Source organism: Litchfieldella xinjiangensis (genome assembly GCF_000759345.1).
Lineage (GTDB): Bacteria > Pseudomonadota > Gammaproteobacteria > Pseudomonadales > Halomonadaceae > Litchfieldella_A > Litchfieldella_A xinjiangensis.
The window spans coordinates 918,422-936,341 of the sequence record NZ_JPZL01000001.1 but is presented as its reverse complement, the minus strand read 5'-3'; the positions used below and the strand labels follow the sequence as shown (position 1 = coordinate 936,341).

Here is a 17,920-nt window from a genome sequence, read left to right as displayed (position 1 = left end):
TAACAGGAAGATCACATGGCCGATAAATTCGATCTGATCGTCATTGGCGCAGGCCCCGGGGGTTACGTGGCCGCCATCCGCGCCGCACAGCTGGGTCTGAAGACCGCCTGTGTCGAGAAGTGGGTCAACAAGGAAGGCAAGACCGTCCATGGCGGCACCTGCCTGAACGTGGGCTGCATTCCCTCCAAGGCCCTGCTCGAGACCTCGCACAAGTTCGTCGAAGCGCGCGACCACTACGAGGAAATCGGCATCGATATCGGCGGTGACGTGGCGCCGAACGTTGCCAAGATGCTCGAGTTCAAGGACAAGGTCATCGCCAAGAACGTCGGCGGTATCAGCGCCCTGTTCAAGGCCAACGGTGTCACCGCGCTGGAAGGCACCGGCCGCGTCGTCTCCAGCAAGCAGGTCGAAGTGACCGGCAACGATGGTGAGAAGGCCTCTTACGAAGCCGACAACATCATCATCGCGTCCGGCTCCGTACCGGTCGAGATCCCCCCGACCCCGCTGACCGAAGACATCATCGTCAGCTCCACCGGCGCGCTGGAATTTTCCGAAGTGCCCAAGCGCCTTGGTGTGATCGGCGCCGGCGTGATCGGCCTCGAGCTGGGTAGCGTGTGGAGTCGCCTGGGCAGTGAGGTCACCGTCCTCGAGGCGATGGACTCGTTCCTGCCGATGGTCGACAAGGACGTGGCCAAGGAGACCCAGAAGCTGCTCAAGAAGCAGGGCCTGGATATCAAGATGGGCGCCCGCGTTACCGGTTCCGAGATCAACGGCAAGGAAGTCACCGTCAAGTACGCCGATGCCGATGGTGACCAGGAGATCGTGGTCGACAAGCTGATCGTATGTGTCGGCCGTCGTCCGTACACCGAAGGTTTGCTGGGCGATGACGCTGGCGTCAAGCTGGATGAGCGTGGCTTCATCTTCGTCGACGACCATTGCCGTACCAGCGTGCCGGGCGTCTATGCCATCGGCGACTGCGTGCGCGGCCCGATGCTGGCGCACAAGGCCTCAGAAGAGGGCATGATGGTTGCCGACATCATCGCCGGCCACAAAGCCGAGATGAATTACGACGCCATCCCCAGTGTGATCTACACTTCGCCCGAAGTGGCGTGGGTCGGCATGAACGAGCAGGAAGCCAAGGCGGCCGGTATCGAGGTCAAGACCGGGTCCTTCCCGTTCTCGGCCAACGGTCGCGCACTGGCCAACAACGCCCCCGAGGGCGTGGCCAAGGTGATCGCCGATGCCGAGACCGACCGTATCCTGGGCGTGCATATCGTCAGCCAGCACGCTGGCGAGCTGATCGCTCAGGGCGTGATCGCCATGGAGTTCGGCTCCAGTGCCGAAGATCTGGCGCTGACCTGTTACGCGCACCCGAGCACTTCGGAAGCGATCCACGAGGCGGCCCTGGCCGTCGACGGACACGCCATCCACATGGCCAACCGCAAGAAGCGCAAGTAAGCGGAAGGCCAACGCGACAACAAGCGCCACCCGCGGGTGGCGCACGCGCCCGGCAATGTACCGGGCGCAGACGGGGGTGACCCGGGCAGAGAGCCGATTCGGCCGCGCCCAGGGTCATCGTTCGAGTCACATGCAACCAATGGCATGAATCGATGAACCTTCACGAGTATCAAGGCAAGCAACTGTTTGCCGATTATGGTCTGCCGGTGTCCAAGGGTTTCGCCGTGGACACTCCCGAAGAAGCAGCCGAAGCCTGCAAGAAAATCGGCGGTGACATGTGGGTCGTCAAGGCCCAGGTGCATGCCGGTGGTCGCGGCAAGGCTGGCGGTGTCAAGCTGATCAAGAGCGCGGACGAGGCCAAGGCCTTCGCCGAGCAGTGGCTGGGCAAGAACCTGGTGACCTACCAGACCGACGAGCATGGTCAGCCGGTCGCCAAGATCCTGGTCGAGAACTGCACCGATATCGCCAACGAGCTTTACCTGGGTGCCGTGGTTGACCGTGCCACTCGCCGTGTGGTCTTCATGGCCTCCACCGAAGGCGGTGTGGAGATCGAGAAGGTCGCCGAGGAAACCCCCGAGAAGATCCTCAAGGCCGAGATCGATCCGCTGGTCGGCGCACAGCCCTACCAGGCGCGTGAGCTGGCCTTCGCCCTGGGTCTGTCCGGCGACCAGGTCAAGCAGTTCACCAAGATCTTCCTGGGCCTGTCGAAGATGTTCCACGACAAGGACCTGGCGCTGCTCGAGATCAACCCGCTGGTCATCACCAGCGAAGGCAACCTGCACTGCCTCGACGCCAAGATCAACCTGGACAGCAACGCCCTGTATCGTCACCCCGACCTGCAGGCGATGCGTGACCCGTCCCAGGAAGACGAGCGCGAAGCCAACGCCCAGAAGTGGGAACTCAACTACGTGGCGCTGGAAGGCAACATCGGCTGCATGGTCAATGGTGCCGGGCTTGCCATGGGCACCATGGACATCATCAAGCTCAACGGCGGCCAGCCGGCCAACTTCCTTGATGTCGGCGGTGGCGCCACCAAGGAGCGCGTAGCCGAAGCCTTCAAGATCATCCTCTCCGACACCTCCGTGAAGGCCGTTCTGGTCAACATCTTCGGCGGTATCGTGCGTTGCGACATGATCGCCGAGGGCATCATCGGTGCCGTCGAGCAGGTCGGTGTCAACGTGCCGGTCGTGGTACGCCTCGAAGGCAACAACGCCGAGCTGGGTGCCGAGAAACTGGCCTCCAGCGGTCTGAACATCATCGCTGCTACCAGCCTGACTGACGCGGCACAGCAGGTCGTCAAAGCGGCGGAGGGCAAGTAATGAGTATCTTGATCGACAAGAACACCAAGGTCATCTGCCAGGGCTTCACCGGTGGCCAGGGGACCTTCCACTCCGAACAGGCGATCGCCTACGGCACCAACATGGTCGGTGGCGTGACGCCGGGCAAGGGCGGCCAGGAGCACCTGGGCCTGCCGGTGTTCAACACCGTACGCGAAGCCGTCGAGAAGACCGGCGCCGAAGCGTCCGTCATCTACGTGCCGGCCCCGTTCTGCAAGGATTCAATCCTTGAAGCTGCCAACGCCGGCATCAAGCTGATCGTGTGCATCACCGAAGGCATCCCGACGCTCGACATGCTCGACGTCAAGGTGAAGTGCGACGAGCTGGGTGTGCGCCTGATCGGCCCGAACTGCCCCGGCGTGATCACCCCGGGTGAGACCAAGATCGGCATCATGCCGGGTCACATCCACAAGCCGGGCCGTGTAGGCATCGTGTCGCGTTCCGGCACTTTGACCTACGAAGCGGTCAAGCAGACCACCGACCACGGCTTCGGCCAGTCGACCTGCGTAGGCATCGGTGGCGACCCGATCCCGGGCTCCAGCTTCATCGACATCCTCGCGCTGTTCGAGAAGGATCCCAAGACCGAAGCCATCGTCATGATCGGTGAAATCGGCGGCACTGCCGAGGAAGAAGCCGCGGCCTACATCAAGGCCAACGTTTCCAAGCCGGTCGTTTCCTACATCGCGGGTGTGACTGCACCTCCGGGTAAGCGCATGGGTCACGCCGGTGCGATCATCTCCGGTGGCAAGGGTACTGCAGACGAGAAGTTCTCCGCCCTGGAAGACGCCGGTGTCAAGACCGTGCGTTCCCTGGCCGAGATCGGCGATGCGCTGAAGGAAGTCACTGGCTGGTAAGTAAGTCAGGATGACGTAGGTAACGAAGGCGCTCCGAAAGGAGCGCCTTTTTTGTTGCTCACAGGCCTGACGCAATTACAGCTAACAGTGCTAGTGTAACTGCAGATGGTCTAGCCAAGCAGCCAACCTGGGCGGGGTAACTAATCATGAAGATTCCTTTAGTACTATCTCGAACCTCGGGGCTAGTGTTGTGTTTAAGTCTAGCCAATATTGGTTGGGGAGATGAGATGACAGCAGACCATACACCTAGGCCGGACGCCAATATATACATTCAAATCAGTGGTGATGAGGGGACACGCTTTGCTGCTGAGTGGGTTATTACTTCAGCTGACGGTGTGGTAAATCGTTTCGAGCATGAAGGGAGCATACCGGTGACCTATGCATACATGGGCGAGGCTATCTCAGGTACGGTAACTCAGTTGAGTGAGGGGGGGCGGCTATTAGTAGAGATTCGTAATAACGGCAATCGCTCGCTCTCTTCGACGCAGGGTAAGGGAAGTGTTTTGAAAACCACAGTAAACTAACTTGCTGAAATTAGCAATTAATCCGAGTGATTATGTTTCCGCTATTAAGGAGTAAACCATGAACTTGCCCATTAGATGGACAAGTTCATGGGGCGCAAACAGGGCTAGGGCTTCCTAGACCCATCGCTTATTAATGCTGGGATACGTCGGCGAGGTTGCTGATGCCATTTTGAGTAACGGTCGAGATGTTATTGAACTGGCCTTGATCGATATAAGCAGCATTTCCTAGACCTGTTTGGTCTATGGTAGATCTGGCTGTGTCTGCAACTTGGGAGACATTGGCGTAGTTGCTGCTACCATATTGATCGATTTCGGATTTACTGAAGCCACCCTCTTGGTAGACGTCAGCAGCGTTGAACTGCCCTGTTTGATTGATGATTGATCTTTCAGCTATCCCACCCTGGTATACATCTGAGGAGTTACCAAAGCCATCTTGATTGATTTTCGAACCATTCGATGATGTGGTTTGATTAACTAGAGCATTGTTTTGGCTGCCAGCCTGCACGATGCTGCTGCGAAGGCTATGCTCTCCGGACTGATTGACAGTAGCCCGGTTGTAGGTTCCGCTTTGTGTCACTTCACTAGTGAAGCCTGTTTGAGCGCTATCCTCTTCACCGTTCTGATAGACATCGGTGATGTTACCCGCGCCGATTTGTTCTACTGTTGACTCATGGGTCCGGGGAGCCATTGTGTTTTGCGTGACCCTAGCAATGTTGCCGGTTCCAGTTTGCTCAATGTCTGAGATGCTTCCTTCCGCCTCGTTCGAAGGCCCGTTTTGGTCAACGAAGCTATAGTTACTAACGCCTGTTTGAGTGACCTCAGAGTTATTTTTATCTGCCTGTGCTGCTGCTGAAATGGCGAGCGCCAGAGCGGATGCTGCAAAGATGGCTGTTTTTTTCATGGTATTCCCTTCCTTAGATTTACTGCTGAGTTGCCTGAGATTCGACTGATCTCAGTAGGTATGGACAGTGACAGGAGCAGACATGCCCGAAGACGCATTTTGGTCAACGGTAATGTTGCGTAAGCCACTCCCCGATTGTGAAACGTGAACGTCGCCTCCGATGCCGTATTGGTTCAGTCGGGCTTCGAAGTTATCGCCGTGCTGTTCTATCGTTGCTCGGTGTTCGTCACCGTCCTGAAAAATGGCACCAATATTATTACCGCCGGCCTGAAGAATAGAGGCTTCATTCTCATTGCCATATTGATAGACGTTAGCGTAATTGCCTTGCTGATACGCAGCAGGATCATGGCGCTGAGAGACGACGGCGCTGTTTTGGTCGCCAATCTGAGATATGATGCTGGTGCTGTTTTTCCAACCCGCTTGTGAAAAGTTTAAGTCAGCTGTTTTATAAAATGTCTGTAGCTCTTGCTGACTCAAGTCACGAGTATTCTGCAGCTTCTCGGTGACTTCGTCTGCCGAAACTGGCCCAGAGAGCACCAGCATCAGCGCAGGCAATAGCGTTAGTGGGCCGGTAAGTAAAGACGTGAGTGGCTTCCTACTCTTTTTTTGCGATGTCTGATTACAATTGGCACGCATGGCTATCCCTGCCTTTGTGAACATTGAAGCTTGCTTAATGAACCGGGTATGTATAGGTGATCTATTTGTTAATCGGTGTAAGCGAACTGTGAGTTTAAGTATGGATTGCTAAGAAAACGATGCCATCAGAAATCGGGGCCAATGTTCGGTACTAGCTATTTGGTACTTTTAATGTCGAAAGTATTATTCGGCTGCTGATAGGCGTTGCTGGAACAGGAAACAAAAAAAGACCATGCGTGAAGCATGGCCTGATCGTTGACGATGTCGAGTGGAGTGTGAGCTAGGCGATAATATTCTACAGTGCCGGGGTCGGGGCGTTCAGATAATCGGCAAGAATTGTGTCCCGAATTTGCATATCCGCTGGCAGGTTCCAGAGATTTGTAGTGACCCCCCGGGCGATGAGATGGATGACAGACGATTCAATGGCCGACATGACTGCCATTTGTACGGGCTCGTTATTGGTTATGCCGGCTTCGGCCTCCAGTAGGCGTTTGAAGTCGATGAAGCGGTAAACGCCTGCGCGCAGCTCCTTCGAATAGATGGTCTTGGTTGTGGTGACGTTAGCCAGCACTTCGCCCGTGGAAATCTCGATGGCACGTAGATTCACCGTCACCTGATCGACCTGATACTGGCCTGATGCACCGATGCCGAAGTATTCGGCGCCTGCGCCTCCGGTGCGAATATTGGATTCATAAGCGATTATCCCGCCTTCAAGCATTACGGAAGCGGCACGTAATGATGGCAGGGTATCGGGTTGGCCGAAGCGCTCGAACTCGGCGCGAATGATGCGTCGTTCGGTCAGCAGGTTCTGTAAGCCGACCCGCTCCAGTGGAATGAACCAGCCCGAGTCCGCCAAGGCACCGGTCAGCATGGCGGCGGCCCCCTGAGTCACCGCTGTTGAAAAGGTACTGTTGGGCGCCGGCTTGTATTGCCCGGTCATGTCGCGGAAATCATAAACCGAGGCATAGATCTGACCTGCCGGAGGGGGCAACGCGATCAGGTCCTGGTAGGTACCGCTACGCGGTGTCAGCGTTGGCGGCTGGCCCTCGAGCCCCTCGGAGTCGGCGACTATGCTGGCGCAGCCGCTCAGGCTCATAAGCACTAAAAGTAAATAGATAAGTCTCATGTTCGTTCCCTTAACGTATTCTTGGAAGAGCTCGATGCTTCTTAATAACCCGACAAACCACCGACACTGATAGTCGTCGTATCCCCGGTGATCTTGTCGGTAACGTCAATGCTCAGCTGGCCGCCGTCGTTATTGATCACGACACCAAACTCATCGGTATCGAACGTACCTTCCTCTACGTCCCCATCATTGACGTCACTGATGAGTTGCCTGACCAAGCTATTCTGCAGGCTCTGAACCAGACGATCGGTAGTGGATAGCGGCTCGTAGCTGCGCGCATCCGGATCTTTATGCGTATCCTGGGCCTGGGCCTTGCTGAGAAGATGGTTGCCCATGTAGGGATTGCCGCCGAACGACGGGTTGATCGGTTGATAGACCAGCTCTCCCGCGGCGGCCATGGGGGAGGCACAGGCTAGCGAAAGGGCAATCGCATAGTGTTTTTTCAAGGTCTTGTTCTCCATGGTTAGAATTCTTCCTCGGCAAGATCGATGCTCGGTGCCATCGCTTTGGCAATTTGCCGTTTGAGCACGGCCTCTTCGACGTGATCGATCGCCTGGCGGGCGACGTCATCGGCATCATTGAGACGCGGCGAAAGTCGGGTCCGGAAATGGATCTGGTTGCCTTCGGTAATCCATAGCTGCACGCCCCAGCGTGCATCAGGTCTTTCATGCACGGTGAGGGTGGCGCCGCGGATGATGGGTCGCTCCATGGCGATCTGACTGAACCTGCGGTAGAAACGCTGGCCAATGATGGTCATCGTCCGGTCGACGAGGACGCCAGTCAGTTCACTGGTACCATTAACCGGTGCTTCTACCTTGGGTCCGTCTGGCCCCTGGAGTTGGTTGATACCCTCCGTCCCTGAGGCGTTGCTCGTTTCCCCATCGGGTGAGGTAGGCGTGAGCGGTTCTGCACTGACGCTGAGGCTAAATAAAAAGGCCCCGCACAGCGAAACGACGCCAGTTCCCATTGTGCGTTTCATGGTTCCAACCTGCTTATCTAGACGTTGGGTATTGTCAAAGTCATTTTTTTATTCATGCAATGACCGGTGGAATACCGATATTACGGTGTGCCCAGTTCATTGCCTGGATACGATTGCTGACCTTGATCTTGCGAAAAATATTATAGAGATGGGTTTTGACCGTATGCTCACTGACGAACAGCTTTTCGGCGATTTCGGCGTTGGATGACCCGAAGCTCAGCAGTCCGATGATGTCGAGCTCTCGCTGGGTAAGGCCGCAGACCGGGCGATAGGCATTGAGCTGCTGTCGCCGGTAAAAATGAATCAGGCGCGTCATCAAGCCGCGTGACAGCCAGAGATGGCCATCCAAGAGCTTTTCAATCCCCTTGACTATCAAGTCAAGGGGATCATTACGGTAGAAGACACCGTCGAAATGGTAGGAAGATAGCGTTCGAGCGGCTTGGTCTTCGTCCTGAAGATTGAATGCGGCGAGATAAAGTGAGTCGATCTCGATGGCCTTGTGTTGCCATTGTTGCGATTCCGACTCGCCGATATGGTCGGCATCAAGCATTACCAACGTGCGCTGTTGATCGTTGAATACCGCCTCTATATCCGAAGGTGTCACCGCTCTTATCGGATACCCCAGCCTTTGGCTGAGGTAATCGAGGAACAGCTGGTTTTGTGGATTAGTCTGCGTTACCAAATAGACATTGGTATTAGGAATCTCCATTTCCCTGCTCCGCTGAGTGATCCCTTTGCATGGGATTCTGTCTTATAGGCGCCTATCTCACCTATTCAGGGTGGTCGGATTTATTCAACATGTAAAGTTAAGTAATAATTTTTTTATATAACTTATAGGAATAACATTATTGATTGATCACTATTTTCGTTATATTGGCTAATTTATATAAAAGTCAATAACATAAGTTTATGAGACGATGGCTAGAGGAGGCTCGCCATCTTGAGGCTCGTCTGGTCTTGGGGCATGAGAGATTTGATGGTCTTGAGCCTGGGTCACGAGCGACCTCTGAGTTAAAGCGATTACCGTGATTTACTGGGCTGAATGAACTTACTCATGCTGCGGCTAACGAGGGCACCCCGACTATCGCATTCCATGCTTCGCCAGCCCAGACAAGCGACGAGCACCGCGCCGACAGTATTCATTATGAGGTCTCCCATGGTATCGGGAAGACCTGAGCTGCTTCCTACAGGGTGCTGCATTCGTGTATCGAACAAGCTGTCGAGAGTGAACTCAAATATTTCCCATAGAGCGCCCATGCTCACCGAGAGTAGGCATGCAAACAGCGCCGTGAAGCTGGGTGTGAGCCGGTTGCCTTGGGGCGTGTGGCGTTCGTGGCCATGAACGATCACAAACCCCATGGAACCGAGCAGGAAACCCGAAATGCCATGTAGCGAGATATCCCACCACCAGAAGCGCTCGTAGTAACCCAAGCCTTCGCCAAGTAACAGCGACGCGAGCACCACGCCGATGGCCATGTACTCCAGGAGCGGAGGCATACGGATACGCCACTGCCGTTCGAGAAGATGGGGTAGGAACGAAATGAGAATGACCAGCAGGCAGAGTGTGGCCAGGTATCCGTGACGATGCAGTAACGAGAACCCTGCCTGGGCCAAAAGTACTAGCCGCAGCGCATTCATGATCCATCGGTGCGGATTGCGTTTTCGCATCTGGACCCTCCTTGGTCCTGCCATCCTGCACGTAGCATAGGGTAGGTGGGGTTTTGGTGGCACACCATGCGATACGTGCTACCTTGCAATAAAACAAGAGTAAAAACGGAGGGGCCTATGATTGAAGTGTGCCAGTTCTCGGCGAAGAGTTGGAGCGGTGAACCTGCCACCTTGGTGGCCTTTGTTCATTTTGCTCCAGACAATCCTCCCGAAAGTGAAGCAACCTACGTGCTCGGCCCCATCGAACTGTTCACTCTGGACGGGCGTACCGTCGACTATGTCGATGGACAGTTGGTCAGCCTTGAGGATGACGATACGTTCATTCCCAGCGATACATCGATCATCGATTTACTGGAGATGGAGCATTGATTGCTCGATAGGGTTGCCTTCCCGCCGAGCCAATGTGCGGGGGAAGGCAAAATGTCAGTTGTTAGAACGTCCCCGGGTAACTGCCCCCGTCCAGAAGAATGTTTTGTCCAGTCAGATAGCTCGCCTGAGCGCTGCAAAGAAAGGCGCATACGTCCCCGAACTCGTCGGCATTGCCGAAGCGCCGGGCTGGTATGCCTTGGACGCGCTGCTCACGCAGAGCCTCGACCGACGTGCCTGTCTTGTCTGCGGTCTTTCTCAGGTTGCCCTGAAGCCGCTCGGTATCGAACGAGCCCGGCAACAGGTTATTGATCGTGACATTGTTGGAGGCCAGTTCAGGCTGTCGAGCCAACCCGGCGATGAACCCGGTCAGCCCGCTGCGGGCACCATTGGAGAGCCCCAGGATATCGATCGGCGCTTTCACCGCGCCTGAGGTGATGTTCACGACCCGTCCGAAGCCATTGGCAGCCATTTTATCGACAGTCGCCTTGATGAGCTCGATGGGGGTGACCATGTTGCCTTCCACTGCCTTGAACCAATCATCACGATCCCAGTCGCGAAAATCCCCCGGGGGTGGCCCGCCATTGTTGTTTACCAGGATGTCGACGTGAGGACAGGCAGATAGTACCGCTTCCTGAATATCCGGGGTGCTGATATCGCCGGCGATGGCAATGACTTCGATAGACGCGTTGAGGGCTCTCAACTCATTGGCGGTACCCTCAAGTGCGTCCTGCCCTCGGGCATTGATCACCAGGTTGACCCCCTCCTTGGCCAGGGCCTTGGCGCAGCCTTTACCCAGCCCTTTACTGGCGGCGCATACGATGGCCCAGCGTCCCGCGATTCCCAGATCCATGAGCTTCTCCTTTTGTGGGTGGTTCTCGTCATGACTTGCTGATCGATGGCGGATACACCAAGCATCGATTTTTCGCTTCCTCCGGTTAGCTTGGCACATTTTCCTGGCTAAAGTTCTTTTGTCTTGGCGTCAATGACTTAACCTTCACTATCTTGTCGTAACCTCCCTAAACAAGGTCATCCTTGCGAAGATTCGCGGATCCTTTCTATGGTGTGAGTCAACAGCACGGGACGTGCTCATTGCTAACGGCCAAGCCGCTAGCGTAATAGAGGGATTTGTTACGCCAGTAATTGGTAAGCATCTCCACGAGGAAATTTTCTTCATCGAAAGGAGAAGCACATGGCTGATAAGCGCAATATGTCAGTTAACGAAGCCGGTCAGAAAGGCGGCGAAACCACCGCAAAGACTCATGACCGTGAGTTCTACGAAGAGATTGGCCAGAAAGGTGGCCAGGAAAGCGGTGGCAACTTCAAGAACGATCCTGAACGGGCTTCTGAAGCTGGTCAGAAAGGGGGTCAAATCGGCGGTCAGAACAGCAGCGGCAATTTTGCCAATGACCGAGAGAAAGCCTCTGAAGCGGGTCAGAAGGGCGGCCAGAACAGTGGCGGTAATTTCGCCAACGATCGTCAGAAGGCCTCTGAAGCCGGTCAGAAAGGCGGCCAGAACAGCAACAGCGGTGGCCGCTGATAGCTGATTAGCCACTGAAGCCAGTGGTATCAGGCTTCACAGCAAGAAGGCGCTCCAGTTGGAGCGCCTTTTTTATGTGATCAGGTCAGACGTACTCGGTCAGGCAAACAACTCGACAAGATTGCCTGAATCGACACCCAACACCTCGACATCCAGCTTGCCGGCGTCACTGGTCGCGGCTAGCGAGGCATGGCCCTTGCCGTCGCCATAGGCCTTGTAGGCAAATCGCCAGGTCTCGCCAGGATCCAATGTCTGCGGGTGGTCATCGGTAAGCCGATAGTCATCGCCGTCCTTGCGGGCGATCCCGTTCCAAAGCGTATGGATATCGTCCGGCAAATCGAGGTGTAGTTCTGCACCTTCGATGGCTTCATCGCTGACGTTTTCGATGAACAGTTCCTTGACGTAGCCATCCTTCCAGCGGCTCACGGTGTTGCCTCGTACGGCGAGTTCGGCATCGTCGCTCACTCGTCCCGACGAGGAGGCTGCGCCCTTGTAAGCGGTGTCGGAGAGGATGTCTTGCGGGGAGGGCAGCTCCAGCGCATCGCCATTGGTGACGCGTCGTGATGCGATATCCAGGGTCTTGCCGTCACCGAAGACGGCATACTCCATGTTAATCAAGGTATCGTCCGACCCCTTGTCGCTGCGGATGCGTACCTTGTCGCCAATGAAGTCGATGTCGTGGCGGTCGTAATCCTGGGTATAACGCGCGATATCGGTGCCTGCGCCACCGTCCAGCATGTCGATGCCGTCGTACCAGTCGTTGCCAAGGCCGCTTTGCAGAATGTCATCGCCCTTGCCACCGATGAGCACATCGTGACCCAGCCCACCATTGAGATAGGCACCGTCATCGGAGCCTTGCAACTCATCGTTTCGGCGGGTGCCGATCACATAGTCGAAACGCACCTGGTTTGCATCGGCGTCGGTAATTGCGCCGAAACTCTCGCCACCCTGGTTGATCCACAACGAGGGCGACAGCCCATCGGAGTCACTGTCGCGGACGGACTGAAGGACACGAACCTGATTGTCGTGGTCGCGGCCGCCATGGAAGTTGATGTCCCGATCGGTCTTTTCTACCTCGATGTCATTCCCTACCGAGGAGCGCCAGGACGCGAACAGCAACCCATGGCGCATGCCGCTATCCTCCAGGCCGGCAAAGGTCCCGTCATAACTCTCCTTGAGCTCGTGAGCGTAGCCGTTACCGCCGGTGCCCTTGTTGAAGGTGCCCTCGGCACGCGTATCCTTGACAGTGATATCCAGCGAGCGCTCGATATGAAAGGCGGTCGAAGGCCCATTGGTCACGCTGACATCCTCGAGGCGAGCATCGACAGTGCCGTCGATTGATACGGCTTCGTAGCCGGTGAGTCCGCCCTTGGTATTGCGAAACGCGTCTGCATCGGGGGTGCCCAGGTTGAATTCGATGCCAATGCCCTTAAGTGTCACGTCATCGATAGTTTCGATGCGCTCGACCTTTGCTTTGTTGGCATCGAAGTCGAAATGAGCGCCGCGGTCCAGGGTGACCTTGTTACCGTCGATATCCTTTACCGTGGCCATGCTGGTACGCAGCTCGGCATACTTCTGCTTCCGCCAGGAGGTATCGCCAATCTCCTTGAAGAAGGCGCTGTCATTGTCTTGCCAGATACGCAAGGTATCGCCGCGCGAGAGCCCGTCGGTCGAGCTGAGACGTAGGGTGGTATCGCCTTGGTCGATATCGCTGGTGACGCGGCCGATCAGTTCGTCGGTCGTTCTCGGCTCGATTCGAATGGCATGGTCGTCATTTCTGTCGAGTGCCTTGCCTGTGAATGTGAAGGTCGTTTTCTCTGCACCGGCACCGACCAGGGATATATCGGAGCGGCGTACGCTGATGGCGTCGTCGAAGCGATACTCCCCCGCGGCAAACTCGAATCTTGTTCCTTTCGCAGCGTTGTCGATCCAGTCGTTTAGTTGATCGGCACTCGTGCCCTTACTGACTTTCTTGATGCTCATGCAATGTCTCCGGATGATCTTTCATGCTTCCGGCGGCATCCATCGCCGGATAGCGTCACCCAACTGCAGTTCTTGTTTTGGCAGGCCCGGCCGAGACACTGCGTACCAAAGAGGTTCCTTTGTCGCCGGAGACTGCCTGCTATCGCAAGTCAGGCAAGGCGGCATGCTACACCCAGCGAAGCGGCTGACAAGATGGCCTAATACGCTAATTAAGCGATTTGTTACTGAATCAGACCTCGACTTTTGCTATTTAACATGGGTTAAGTTTTTGAAACGACAAAGAATACTTCGCAGCTCCTCGCTGGCATGAGTTTCCTGGTCAGTTGCGAATTAACGATATGTGATACAAAAGTATGCTAAACGGCATCATTAAAATGCCATGAGTCTGATAATCTTCGCATCGTCGCGATACAGGGAACGCATTGCACACAACCATTGCTCTTTTCTTGACGTGTGGGTGCCATGACAACCGAATCAATAACGCTCGAGCTCAGGCAGGCGCTCAACGCCAGCCGCAGCTCCTTCCTTGCTGTCGCCGGCTTCAGCCTGTTCATCAATCTTCTGATGCTCACCCCCGCCCTGTACATGCTTCAGGTCTACGATCGCGTCATCGCAACCGGCAGCAAGGAAACGCTGCTGATGTTGACCCTGGTGACGGTATTCCTGTTGGCGGTCATGGGCGGGCTGGACTGGGTTCGCTCACGGCTGCTGGTTCGCATCGGAAACTATCTGGATACGCTGCTTAGCCCGCGACTGTATCGCGCGATGTTTCGACGTGGCCTGTCCGAGCAGGGCCCGTCGGCTCAGCCCCTCGACGACCTGAAGACGCTTCGTCAGTTCGTCTCCGGCAACGGCCTGTTCGCCTTCTTCGATGCCCCCTGGGTGCCGCTCTACCTGGCCATTCTGTTCCTGTTCAATGTGTGGTTCGGTGTCTTCGCCACCTGTGCGGGAGCGATCCTGCTGGCGCTGGCCTACGCCAATGAGAAAGCCACTCGAGACCTGTTGGCCGAAGCGGGCACAGAGCACATCAAGGCGCAGGGGCTGCTTGGCAGCAATCTGCGTAACGCCGAAGTCCTCCATGCCATGGGCATGCTTCCTGGGATCATGGGGCGTTGGGCCTCACGTCACGATGCGGCCCTGATCAAGCAATCCCAGGCCAGCGATCGTGCCAGCAGCCTCAGCAATCTTTCCAAGGTGCTACGCATCCTGGCCCAATCACTGATTCTGGGGCTTGGGGCGCTTCTGGTGCTGGATGGCAGCGTCACCCCGGGGATGATGATTGCCTCGTCGATCATCATGGGGCGGGCATTGGCGCCAATCGATCAGATGATCGGTAGCTGGAAGAGCTTTACCGGGAGCCGTGAGGCCTATCAGCGTCTCAACGGCTTGCTCGAAGACGTTCCAGACGCAGCGCGTCGTTTATCGTTGCCTGCCCCCAAGGGTGAACTGGCTCTCGAGTCGGTGACCGTAGTACCGCCTGGCGGTGCTAAACCCTCGCTGCAGGATATCAATCTTCACGTCGCACCTGGCGAGCATGTCGGAATCATAGGTCCCAGCGCAGCGGGCAAGACCAGCCTGGCCCGAGCCTTGCTGGGAATATGGGCTCCTCAGTCCGGGGATGTGCGGCTCGACGGTGCCAACCTGGAACACTGGAACCGCGATGAGCTGGGTCCGTATCTTGGGTATCTGCCCCAGGACATCGAACTCTTCGATGGCACAGTCAGCGAGAACATCGCCCGGTTCGGTGAGCTTGACGATGCCAAGGTCGTGGAGGCTGCCACCAAGGCCGGCGTGCACGAAATGATCCTGCGCCTGCCCAACGGCTACGATACGCCGATTTCAGCGACCAGTGGTGTGTTGTCTCGCGGTCAGCGCCAGCGTGTCGGGCTGGCCCGCGCGCTGTACGGCAATCCTGTGCTCGTGGTTCTCGACGAACCCAACGCCAACCTCGACGATGCGGGTGAGCGTGCCCTGGCGGCGGCGATCAGACAGCTCAAGACCGAGGGTGTGACGATGTTTGTGATTACTCATCGCCGCAGCGTGCTGAACAGCGTCGACAAGCTCCTGGTGCTCAACCAGGGGCAGGTGAGGCTGTTCGGGCCCCGTGATCAAGTGGTGGCGCGCCTGTCACCTGCGGGGCCGGCATCACCGTCAAGCAAACCGCGTACTCGTCCCGCTGATAACGTCGTTCATGCATTGGGTAGCGCTCAGGAGAGGAGCCAGGAATGAACAAGCCCTCAGGTTCAACATCTTCGTTGCCGATCGACGGGCGCGCCTATCGTCGCCTGGGTATGGCGATGCTTCTGGTGGCATTCGGTGGCTTTGGCGGCTGGGCATTGGCGGCCAACCTGGCGGTTGCCGTGGTGGCGCCGGGCAAGGTGTCGGTGGCGTCTTTCAAGAAGACCATCGAGCACTACGAGGGGGGTATCGTCAGTGAAATCCACGTTACCGACGGTGATCATGTCGATGCCGGCGATGTGCTTCTCGTATTGGACAAGACGCGAGCGCAATCCCAACTGCAGCTGGCGCGTACCCAATACCTGACCAATCGGGCGGCCGAAGTTCGGTTGGCGGCCGAGCTGGCCGGTGATAAAACACTCGAATTTCCGGCTGAGCTGGTGAACAGCGACTCGCAGCGGGTCACCGAAGTACTGGCGGTCCAACGGGGCCTGTACTTCGCGCGACGCGAGGCGCTTACGGGGGCACTTGAAGCGCTCGATCAACAGACACGCCAGTTCCATGAGCAACGGCAAGGGCTGGACGCGTTGATCGTGTTGAATGAGCGGCAGGTGGCTTCACTGAACGAAGAGGCACGGGACCTGCGTAAGCTCTTCGAGCGCGGCCTTGGTGACAAGCAGCGACTGCGCGAGGTCGAGCGGGACATCCTGGAAATGCAGGGAGAGGTCGCCCAGCAGCAGTCCGTGGTAGCCCGTATCGCTGCTCAGGTCAGCGAAAACGAACTGCAGAAGCAGGTTCGGATTCAAGAGTTCAATCAGGAAGTGGGCGACCAGTTGCGCGAGGCTCAGGAACGGATCAGCGATGCGGAGGAGCGCATCACCGCGTTGACGGACGAGGTGCGCCGCACCACGCTCAAGGCCCCCGTGGCGGGTACGGTCGTCGGATTACAGCTGCATACGCTTGGTGCGGTCATCAACCCGGGGGATGCGATCCTGGATATCGTACCCAGCGATGGTGAGTTTGTGGTCGAGGCGCGGGTGCCGGCCAGCGATGTGGATCGCCTGCATCTCGGCCAGCCAGCGGAGATCCGCTTCAGTGCCTTCAACCAGCAGCTGACCCAGGCCGTCGAAGGCCAGGTGTCTCATATCTCGGCGGACAGCTTCGAGGACGAAGCCACCGGCCGCGATTATTACAAGACGCGAGTCAAGGTGACCCCACGTGGCGAGGAGAACATGACCGAGGACATGCAATTGCTCGCCGGCATGCCGGCGGAGGTGATGATTCATACCGGTGAGCGTACCTTCGCCAGCTACCTGGCCAAGCCGGTGACCGACATGTTGGCGCGTGCCATTCGCGACTGACCCCGAGGGCGCCAGGTGGCGCCCTTTTCATTGATTATCCGGAAGGCGTTCCTGGTCTCCCTATCCACCAGGCTAGGCCAATTATCCGCTAGGCTAGGGCGATGAACTGATTGAGGATTCTCCCATGGCCAAGGTGCCCGCCGCCTACCAAGCGACCCAGGGCTCGATACTGGATGTCGATCGAGTCTTTTACTCCCGCCTCACCGACCCCTCGGCCCGGACACGGGTCGATGCGCTGACCGTACCGATAAGGGAGGGGCGTGCCTGGCGTGTACCGGCAGGGCATGTAGTGCGCCTCTCGACCCTCGATGGCCCCCAGGTGGGCGACTTCAACCTTTGGCACCTGCATAACCCGCGCGAGCGCTTCTGGGCCTCGCGCACCCGCCAGCTGCATCGTGCCCATGTTTCGACCTTTGACCGGCTGTGGTCGACCCTGCCTTATCTGCGTCCCATGGCGACGATCATCGACGACACGCTGGCGAGCTATGGGGTCGAGGGGAGTGGGGTCGATGCCGAGGGTGGGCGTATCCATGATCTGCTGGGAACCCGCTGCGACCCTTATGTCAATCGGCTGCTGACCGGCGAAGACTTCGACCACCACTGCCATTCCAATCTGGTACGTGCTGTGGCGCCCTTTGGGCTGACCGAATTCGACGTTCACGATGTGCTGAACGTTTTCCAGTGCACCGGCTTGAACGAGGATGACGAGTACTTCATGAAGGCGTGCCCGGCGAAGGAGGGAGATTACCTTGAACTATTTGCCGAGATCGACCTCCTGTGTGCCTTGTCGTGCTGCCCCGGCGGCGATCTTTCGGTGGATTTATGGGGGCCGAATGCCGCCGATCCGCTAATGACCTGCCACCCGATCGGAGTCGAGGTGTTTCGGCTTGACCAGGCGGTGCTGGAAGGCTGGACACCGCCCGAGTACGCCCCCTACCGCGGCGGCCATGGCATGCGTGGTCCGGCCATCGACTGGGCCGAGGAGAAGCGGCGGCGACAGGAGCGCTGA

General features: G+C 57.1%; 18 protein-coding genes. 9 read left to right on the top strand and 9 right to left on the bottom strand.

The window, feature by feature from the left end; all coding sequences use genetic code 11:
* Positions 1-15 precede the first annotated feature (15 nt).
* From lpdA to JH15_RS18020, 4 genes are all read left to right on the top strand, one after another.
* Complete coding sequence (lpdA, locus tag JH15_RS04405; RefSeq protein WP_043527367.1) at positions 16-1,458, top strand: dihydrolipoyl dehydrogenase; 1,443 nt, start codon at positions 16-18, stop codon at positions 1,456-1,458.
* A gap of 152 nt (positions 1,459-1,610) precedes the next feature.
* On the top strand, positions 1,611-2,777 hold the full coding sequence (sucC, locus tag JH15_RS04400; protein ID WP_043527365.1) for an ADP-forming succinate--CoA ligase subunit beta: 1,167 nt from the start codon (positions 1,611-1,613) through the stop codon (positions 2,775-2,777).
* Positions 2,777-3,649 carry a succinate--CoA ligase subunit alpha gene (gene sucD, locus JH15_RS04395; RefSeq protein WP_043527364.1) on the top strand — a complete coding sequence of 291 codons (873 nt, stop codon included), beginning with the start codon at positions 2,777-2,779 and terminating at the stop codon, positions 3,647-3,649. Before sucC ends, sucD begins: the two co-directional genes overlap by 1 nt.
* 146 nt (positions 3,650-3,795) lie before the next feature.
* The gene (locus JH15_RS18020; protein ID WP_156105243.1) at positions 3,796-4,173 is read left to right on the top strand and encodes a hypothetical protein; all 378 of its coding nucleotides are present in this window, start codon (positions 3,796-3,798) and stop codon (positions 4,171-4,173) included.
* Between the two features lie 130 nt (positions 4,174-4,303).
* On the opposite strand, the gene JH15_RS04390 is transcribed toward JH15_RS18020, so the two are convergent.
* The 7 genes from JH15_RS04390 to JH15_RS04360 form a co-directional block, all read right to left on the bottom strand.
* The gene (locus JH15_RS04390) at positions 4,304-5,074 is read right to left on the bottom strand and encodes a hypothetical protein (RefSeq protein WP_043527363.1); all 771 of its coding nucleotides are present in this window, start codon (positions 5,072-5,074) and stop codon (positions 4,304-4,306) included.
* A gap of 51 nt (positions 5,075-5,125) precedes the next feature.
* Positions 5,126-5,710, bottom strand: coding sequence for a hypothetical protein (locus JH15_RS18015; RefSeq protein WP_197053270.1), 585 nt, complete (start codon positions 5,708-5,710; stop codon positions 5,126-5,128).
* A 295-nt stretch (positions 5,711-6,005) separates the two neighbouring features.
* On the bottom strand, positions 6,006-6,836 hold the full coding sequence (locus tag JH15_RS04380) for a CsgG/HfaB family protein (protein WP_043527361.1): 831 nt from the start codon (positions 6,834-6,836) through the stop codon (positions 6,006-6,008).
* Between the two features lie 41 nt (positions 6,837-6,877).
* Positions 6,878-7,297, bottom strand: coding sequence for a curli assembly protein CsgF (locus JH15_RS04375; RefSeq protein ID WP_052383890.1), 420 nt, complete (start codon positions 7,295-7,297; stop codon positions 6,878-6,880).
* A 2-nt stretch (positions 7,298-7,299) separates the two neighbouring features.
* On the bottom strand, positions 7,300-7,815 hold the full coding sequence (locus JH15_RS04370) for a CsgE family curli-type amyloid fiber assembly protein (RefSeq protein WP_156105241.1): 516 nt from the start codon (positions 7,813-7,815) through the stop codon (positions 7,300-7,302).
* Between the two features lie 52 nt (positions 7,816-7,867).
* Positions 7,868-8,524: a response regulator transcription factor gene (locus JH15_RS04365; RefSeq protein WP_043527360.1), complete on the bottom strand. Its 657-nt coding sequence runs from the start codon at positions 8,522-8,524 to the stop codon at positions 7,868-7,870.
* A gap of 311 nt (positions 8,525-8,835) precedes the next feature.
* Positions 8,836-9,483 carry a DUF2238 domain-containing protein gene (locus tag JH15_RS04360; RefSeq protein WP_043527359.1) on the bottom strand — a complete coding sequence of 216 codons (648 nt, stop codon included), beginning with the start codon at positions 9,481-9,483 and terminating at the stop codon, positions 8,836-8,838.
* Positions 9,484-9,600: 117 nt separating this feature from the next.
* On the opposite strand from JH15_RS04360, the gene JH15_RS04355 reads away from it, so the two are divergent.
* Positions 9,601-9,852, top strand: coding sequence for a hypothetical protein (locus JH15_RS04355; protein WP_043527357.1), 252 nt, complete (start codon positions 9,601-9,603; stop codon positions 9,850-9,852).
* Between the two features lie 61 nt (positions 9,853-9,913).
* Here the strand turns inward: JH15_RS04355 and JH15_RS04350 are convergent, their stop codons facing one another.
* Positions 9,914-10,702: an SDR family oxidoreductase gene (locus tag JH15_RS04350; RefSeq protein ID WP_043527355.1), complete on the bottom strand. Its 789-nt coding sequence runs from the start codon at positions 10,700-10,702 to the stop codon at positions 9,914-9,916.
* A 339-nt stretch (positions 10,703-11,041) separates the two neighbouring features.
* On the opposite strand from JH15_RS04350, the gene JH15_RS18710 reads away from it, so the two are divergent.
* Positions 11,042-11,389 (top strand): con-10 family general stress protein, encoded by a 348-nt coding sequence (locus tag JH15_RS18710; protein ID WP_043527352.1) that lies wholly within the window; start codon positions 11,042-11,044, stop codon positions 11,387-11,389.
* Between the two features lie 99 nt (positions 11,390-11,488).
* Here the strand turns inward: JH15_RS18710 and JH15_RS04340 are convergent, their stop codons facing one another.
* Entirely contained in the window at positions 11,489-13,372 is a 1,884-nt protein-coding gene (locus JH15_RS04340; RefSeq protein WP_043527350.1) for a calcium-binding protein, read from the bottom strand.
* A gap of 462 nt (positions 13,373-13,834) precedes the next feature.
* Between JH15_RS04340 and JH15_RS04335 the strand changes: the two genes are divergently transcribed.
* From JH15_RS04335 to JH15_RS04325, 3 genes are all read left to right on the top strand, one after another.
* Positions 13,835-15,601 (top strand): type I secretion system permease/ATPase, encoded by a 1,767-nt coding sequence (locus JH15_RS04335; RefSeq protein ID WP_081948874.1) that lies wholly within the window; start codon positions 13,835-13,837, stop codon positions 15,599-15,601.
* Positions 15,598-16,911, top strand: a complete 1,314-nt coding sequence (locus JH15_RS04330; RefSeq protein WP_043527348.1) for an HlyD family type I secretion periplasmic adaptor subunit — start codon at positions 15,598-15,600, stop codon at positions 16,909-16,911. Before JH15_RS04335 ends, JH15_RS04330 begins: the two co-directional genes overlap by 4 nt.
* Before the next feature lie 124 nt (positions 16,912-17,035).
* On the top strand, positions 17,036-17,920 hold the full coding sequence (locus JH15_RS04325) for an urea carboxylase-associated family protein (RefSeq protein ID WP_043527346.1): 885 nt from the start codon (positions 17,036-17,038) through the stop codon (positions 17,918-17,920).

What these genes read in the sequence shown, in the direction of transcription:
- sucC (WP_043527365.1), top strand. Translation starts at nt 1,611, where the DNA reads ATGAACCTTCACGAGTATCAAGGCAAGCAACTGTTTGCCGATTATGGT.
- JH15_RS04350 (WP_043527355.1), bottom strand. Translation starts at nt 10,702, where the DNA reads ATGGATCTGGGAATCGCGGGACGCTGGGCCATCGTATGCGCCGCCAGT.
- JH15_RS04375 (WP_052383890.1), bottom strand. Translation starts at nt 7,297, where the DNA reads ATGGAGAACAAGACCTTGAAAAAACACTATGCGATTGCCCTTTCGCTA.
- sucD (WP_043527364.1), top strand. Translation starts at nt 2,777, where the DNA reads ATGAGTATCTTGATCGACAAGAACACCAAGGTCATCTGCCAGGGCTTC.
- JH15_RS18020 (WP_156105243.1), top strand. Translation starts at nt 3,796, where the DNA reads ATGAAGATTCCTTTAGTACTATCTCGAACCTCGGGGCTAGTGTTGTGT.
- JH15_RS04390 (WP_043527363.1), bottom strand. Translation starts at nt 5,074, where the DNA reads ATGAAAAAAACAGCCATCTTTGCAGCATCCGCTCTGGCGCTCGCCATT.
- JH15_RS04335 (WP_081948874.1), top strand. Translation starts at nt 13,835, where the DNA reads ATGACAACCGAATCAATAACGCTCGAGCTCAGGCAGGCGCTCAACGCC.
- JH15_RS04340 (WP_043527350.1), bottom strand. Translation starts at nt 13,372, where the DNA reads ATGAGCATCAAGAAAGTCAGTAAGGGCACGAGTGCCGATCAACTAAAC.
- JH15_RS04330 (WP_043527348.1), top strand. Translation starts at nt 15,598, where the DNA reads ATGAACAAGCCCTCAGGTTCAACATCTTCGTTGCCGATCGACGGGCGC.
- lpdA (WP_043527367.1), top strand. Translation starts at nt 16, where the DNA reads ATGGCCGATAAATTCGATCTGATCGTCATTGGCGCAGGCCCCGGGGGT.
- JH15_RS04370 (WP_156105241.1), bottom strand. Translation starts at nt 7,815, where the DNA reads ATGAAACGCACAATGGGAACTGGCGTCGTTTCGCTGTGCGGGGCCTTT.
- JH15_RS18015 (WP_197053270.1), bottom strand. Translation starts at nt 5,710, where the DNA reads ATGCGTGCCAATTGTAATCAGACATCGCAAAAAAAGAGTAGGAAGCCA.
- JH15_RS04380 (WP_043527361.1), bottom strand. Translation starts at nt 6,836, where the DNA reads ATGAGACTTATCTATTTACTTTTAGTGCTTATGAGCCTGAGCGGCTGC.
- JH15_RS04325 (WP_043527346.1), top strand. Translation starts at nt 17,036, where the DNA reads ATGGCCAAGGTGCCCGCCGCCTACCAAGCGACCCAGGGCTCGATACTG.
- JH15_RS04360 (WP_043527359.1), bottom strand. Translation starts at nt 9,483, where the DNA reads ATGCGAAAACGCAATCCGCACCGATGGATCATGAATGCGCTGCGGCTA.
- JH15_RS04355 (WP_043527357.1), top strand. Translation starts at nt 9,601, where the DNA reads ATGATTGAAGTGTGCCAGTTCTCGGCGAAGAGTTGGAGCGGTGAACCT.
- JH15_RS04365 (WP_043527360.1), bottom strand. Translation starts at nt 8,524, where the DNA reads ATGGAGATTCCTAATACCAATGTCTATTTGGTAACGCAGACTAATCCA.
- JH15_RS18710 (WP_043527352.1), top strand. Translation starts at nt 11,042, where the DNA reads ATGGCTGATAAGCGCAATATGTCAGTTAACGAAGCCGGTCAGAAAGGC.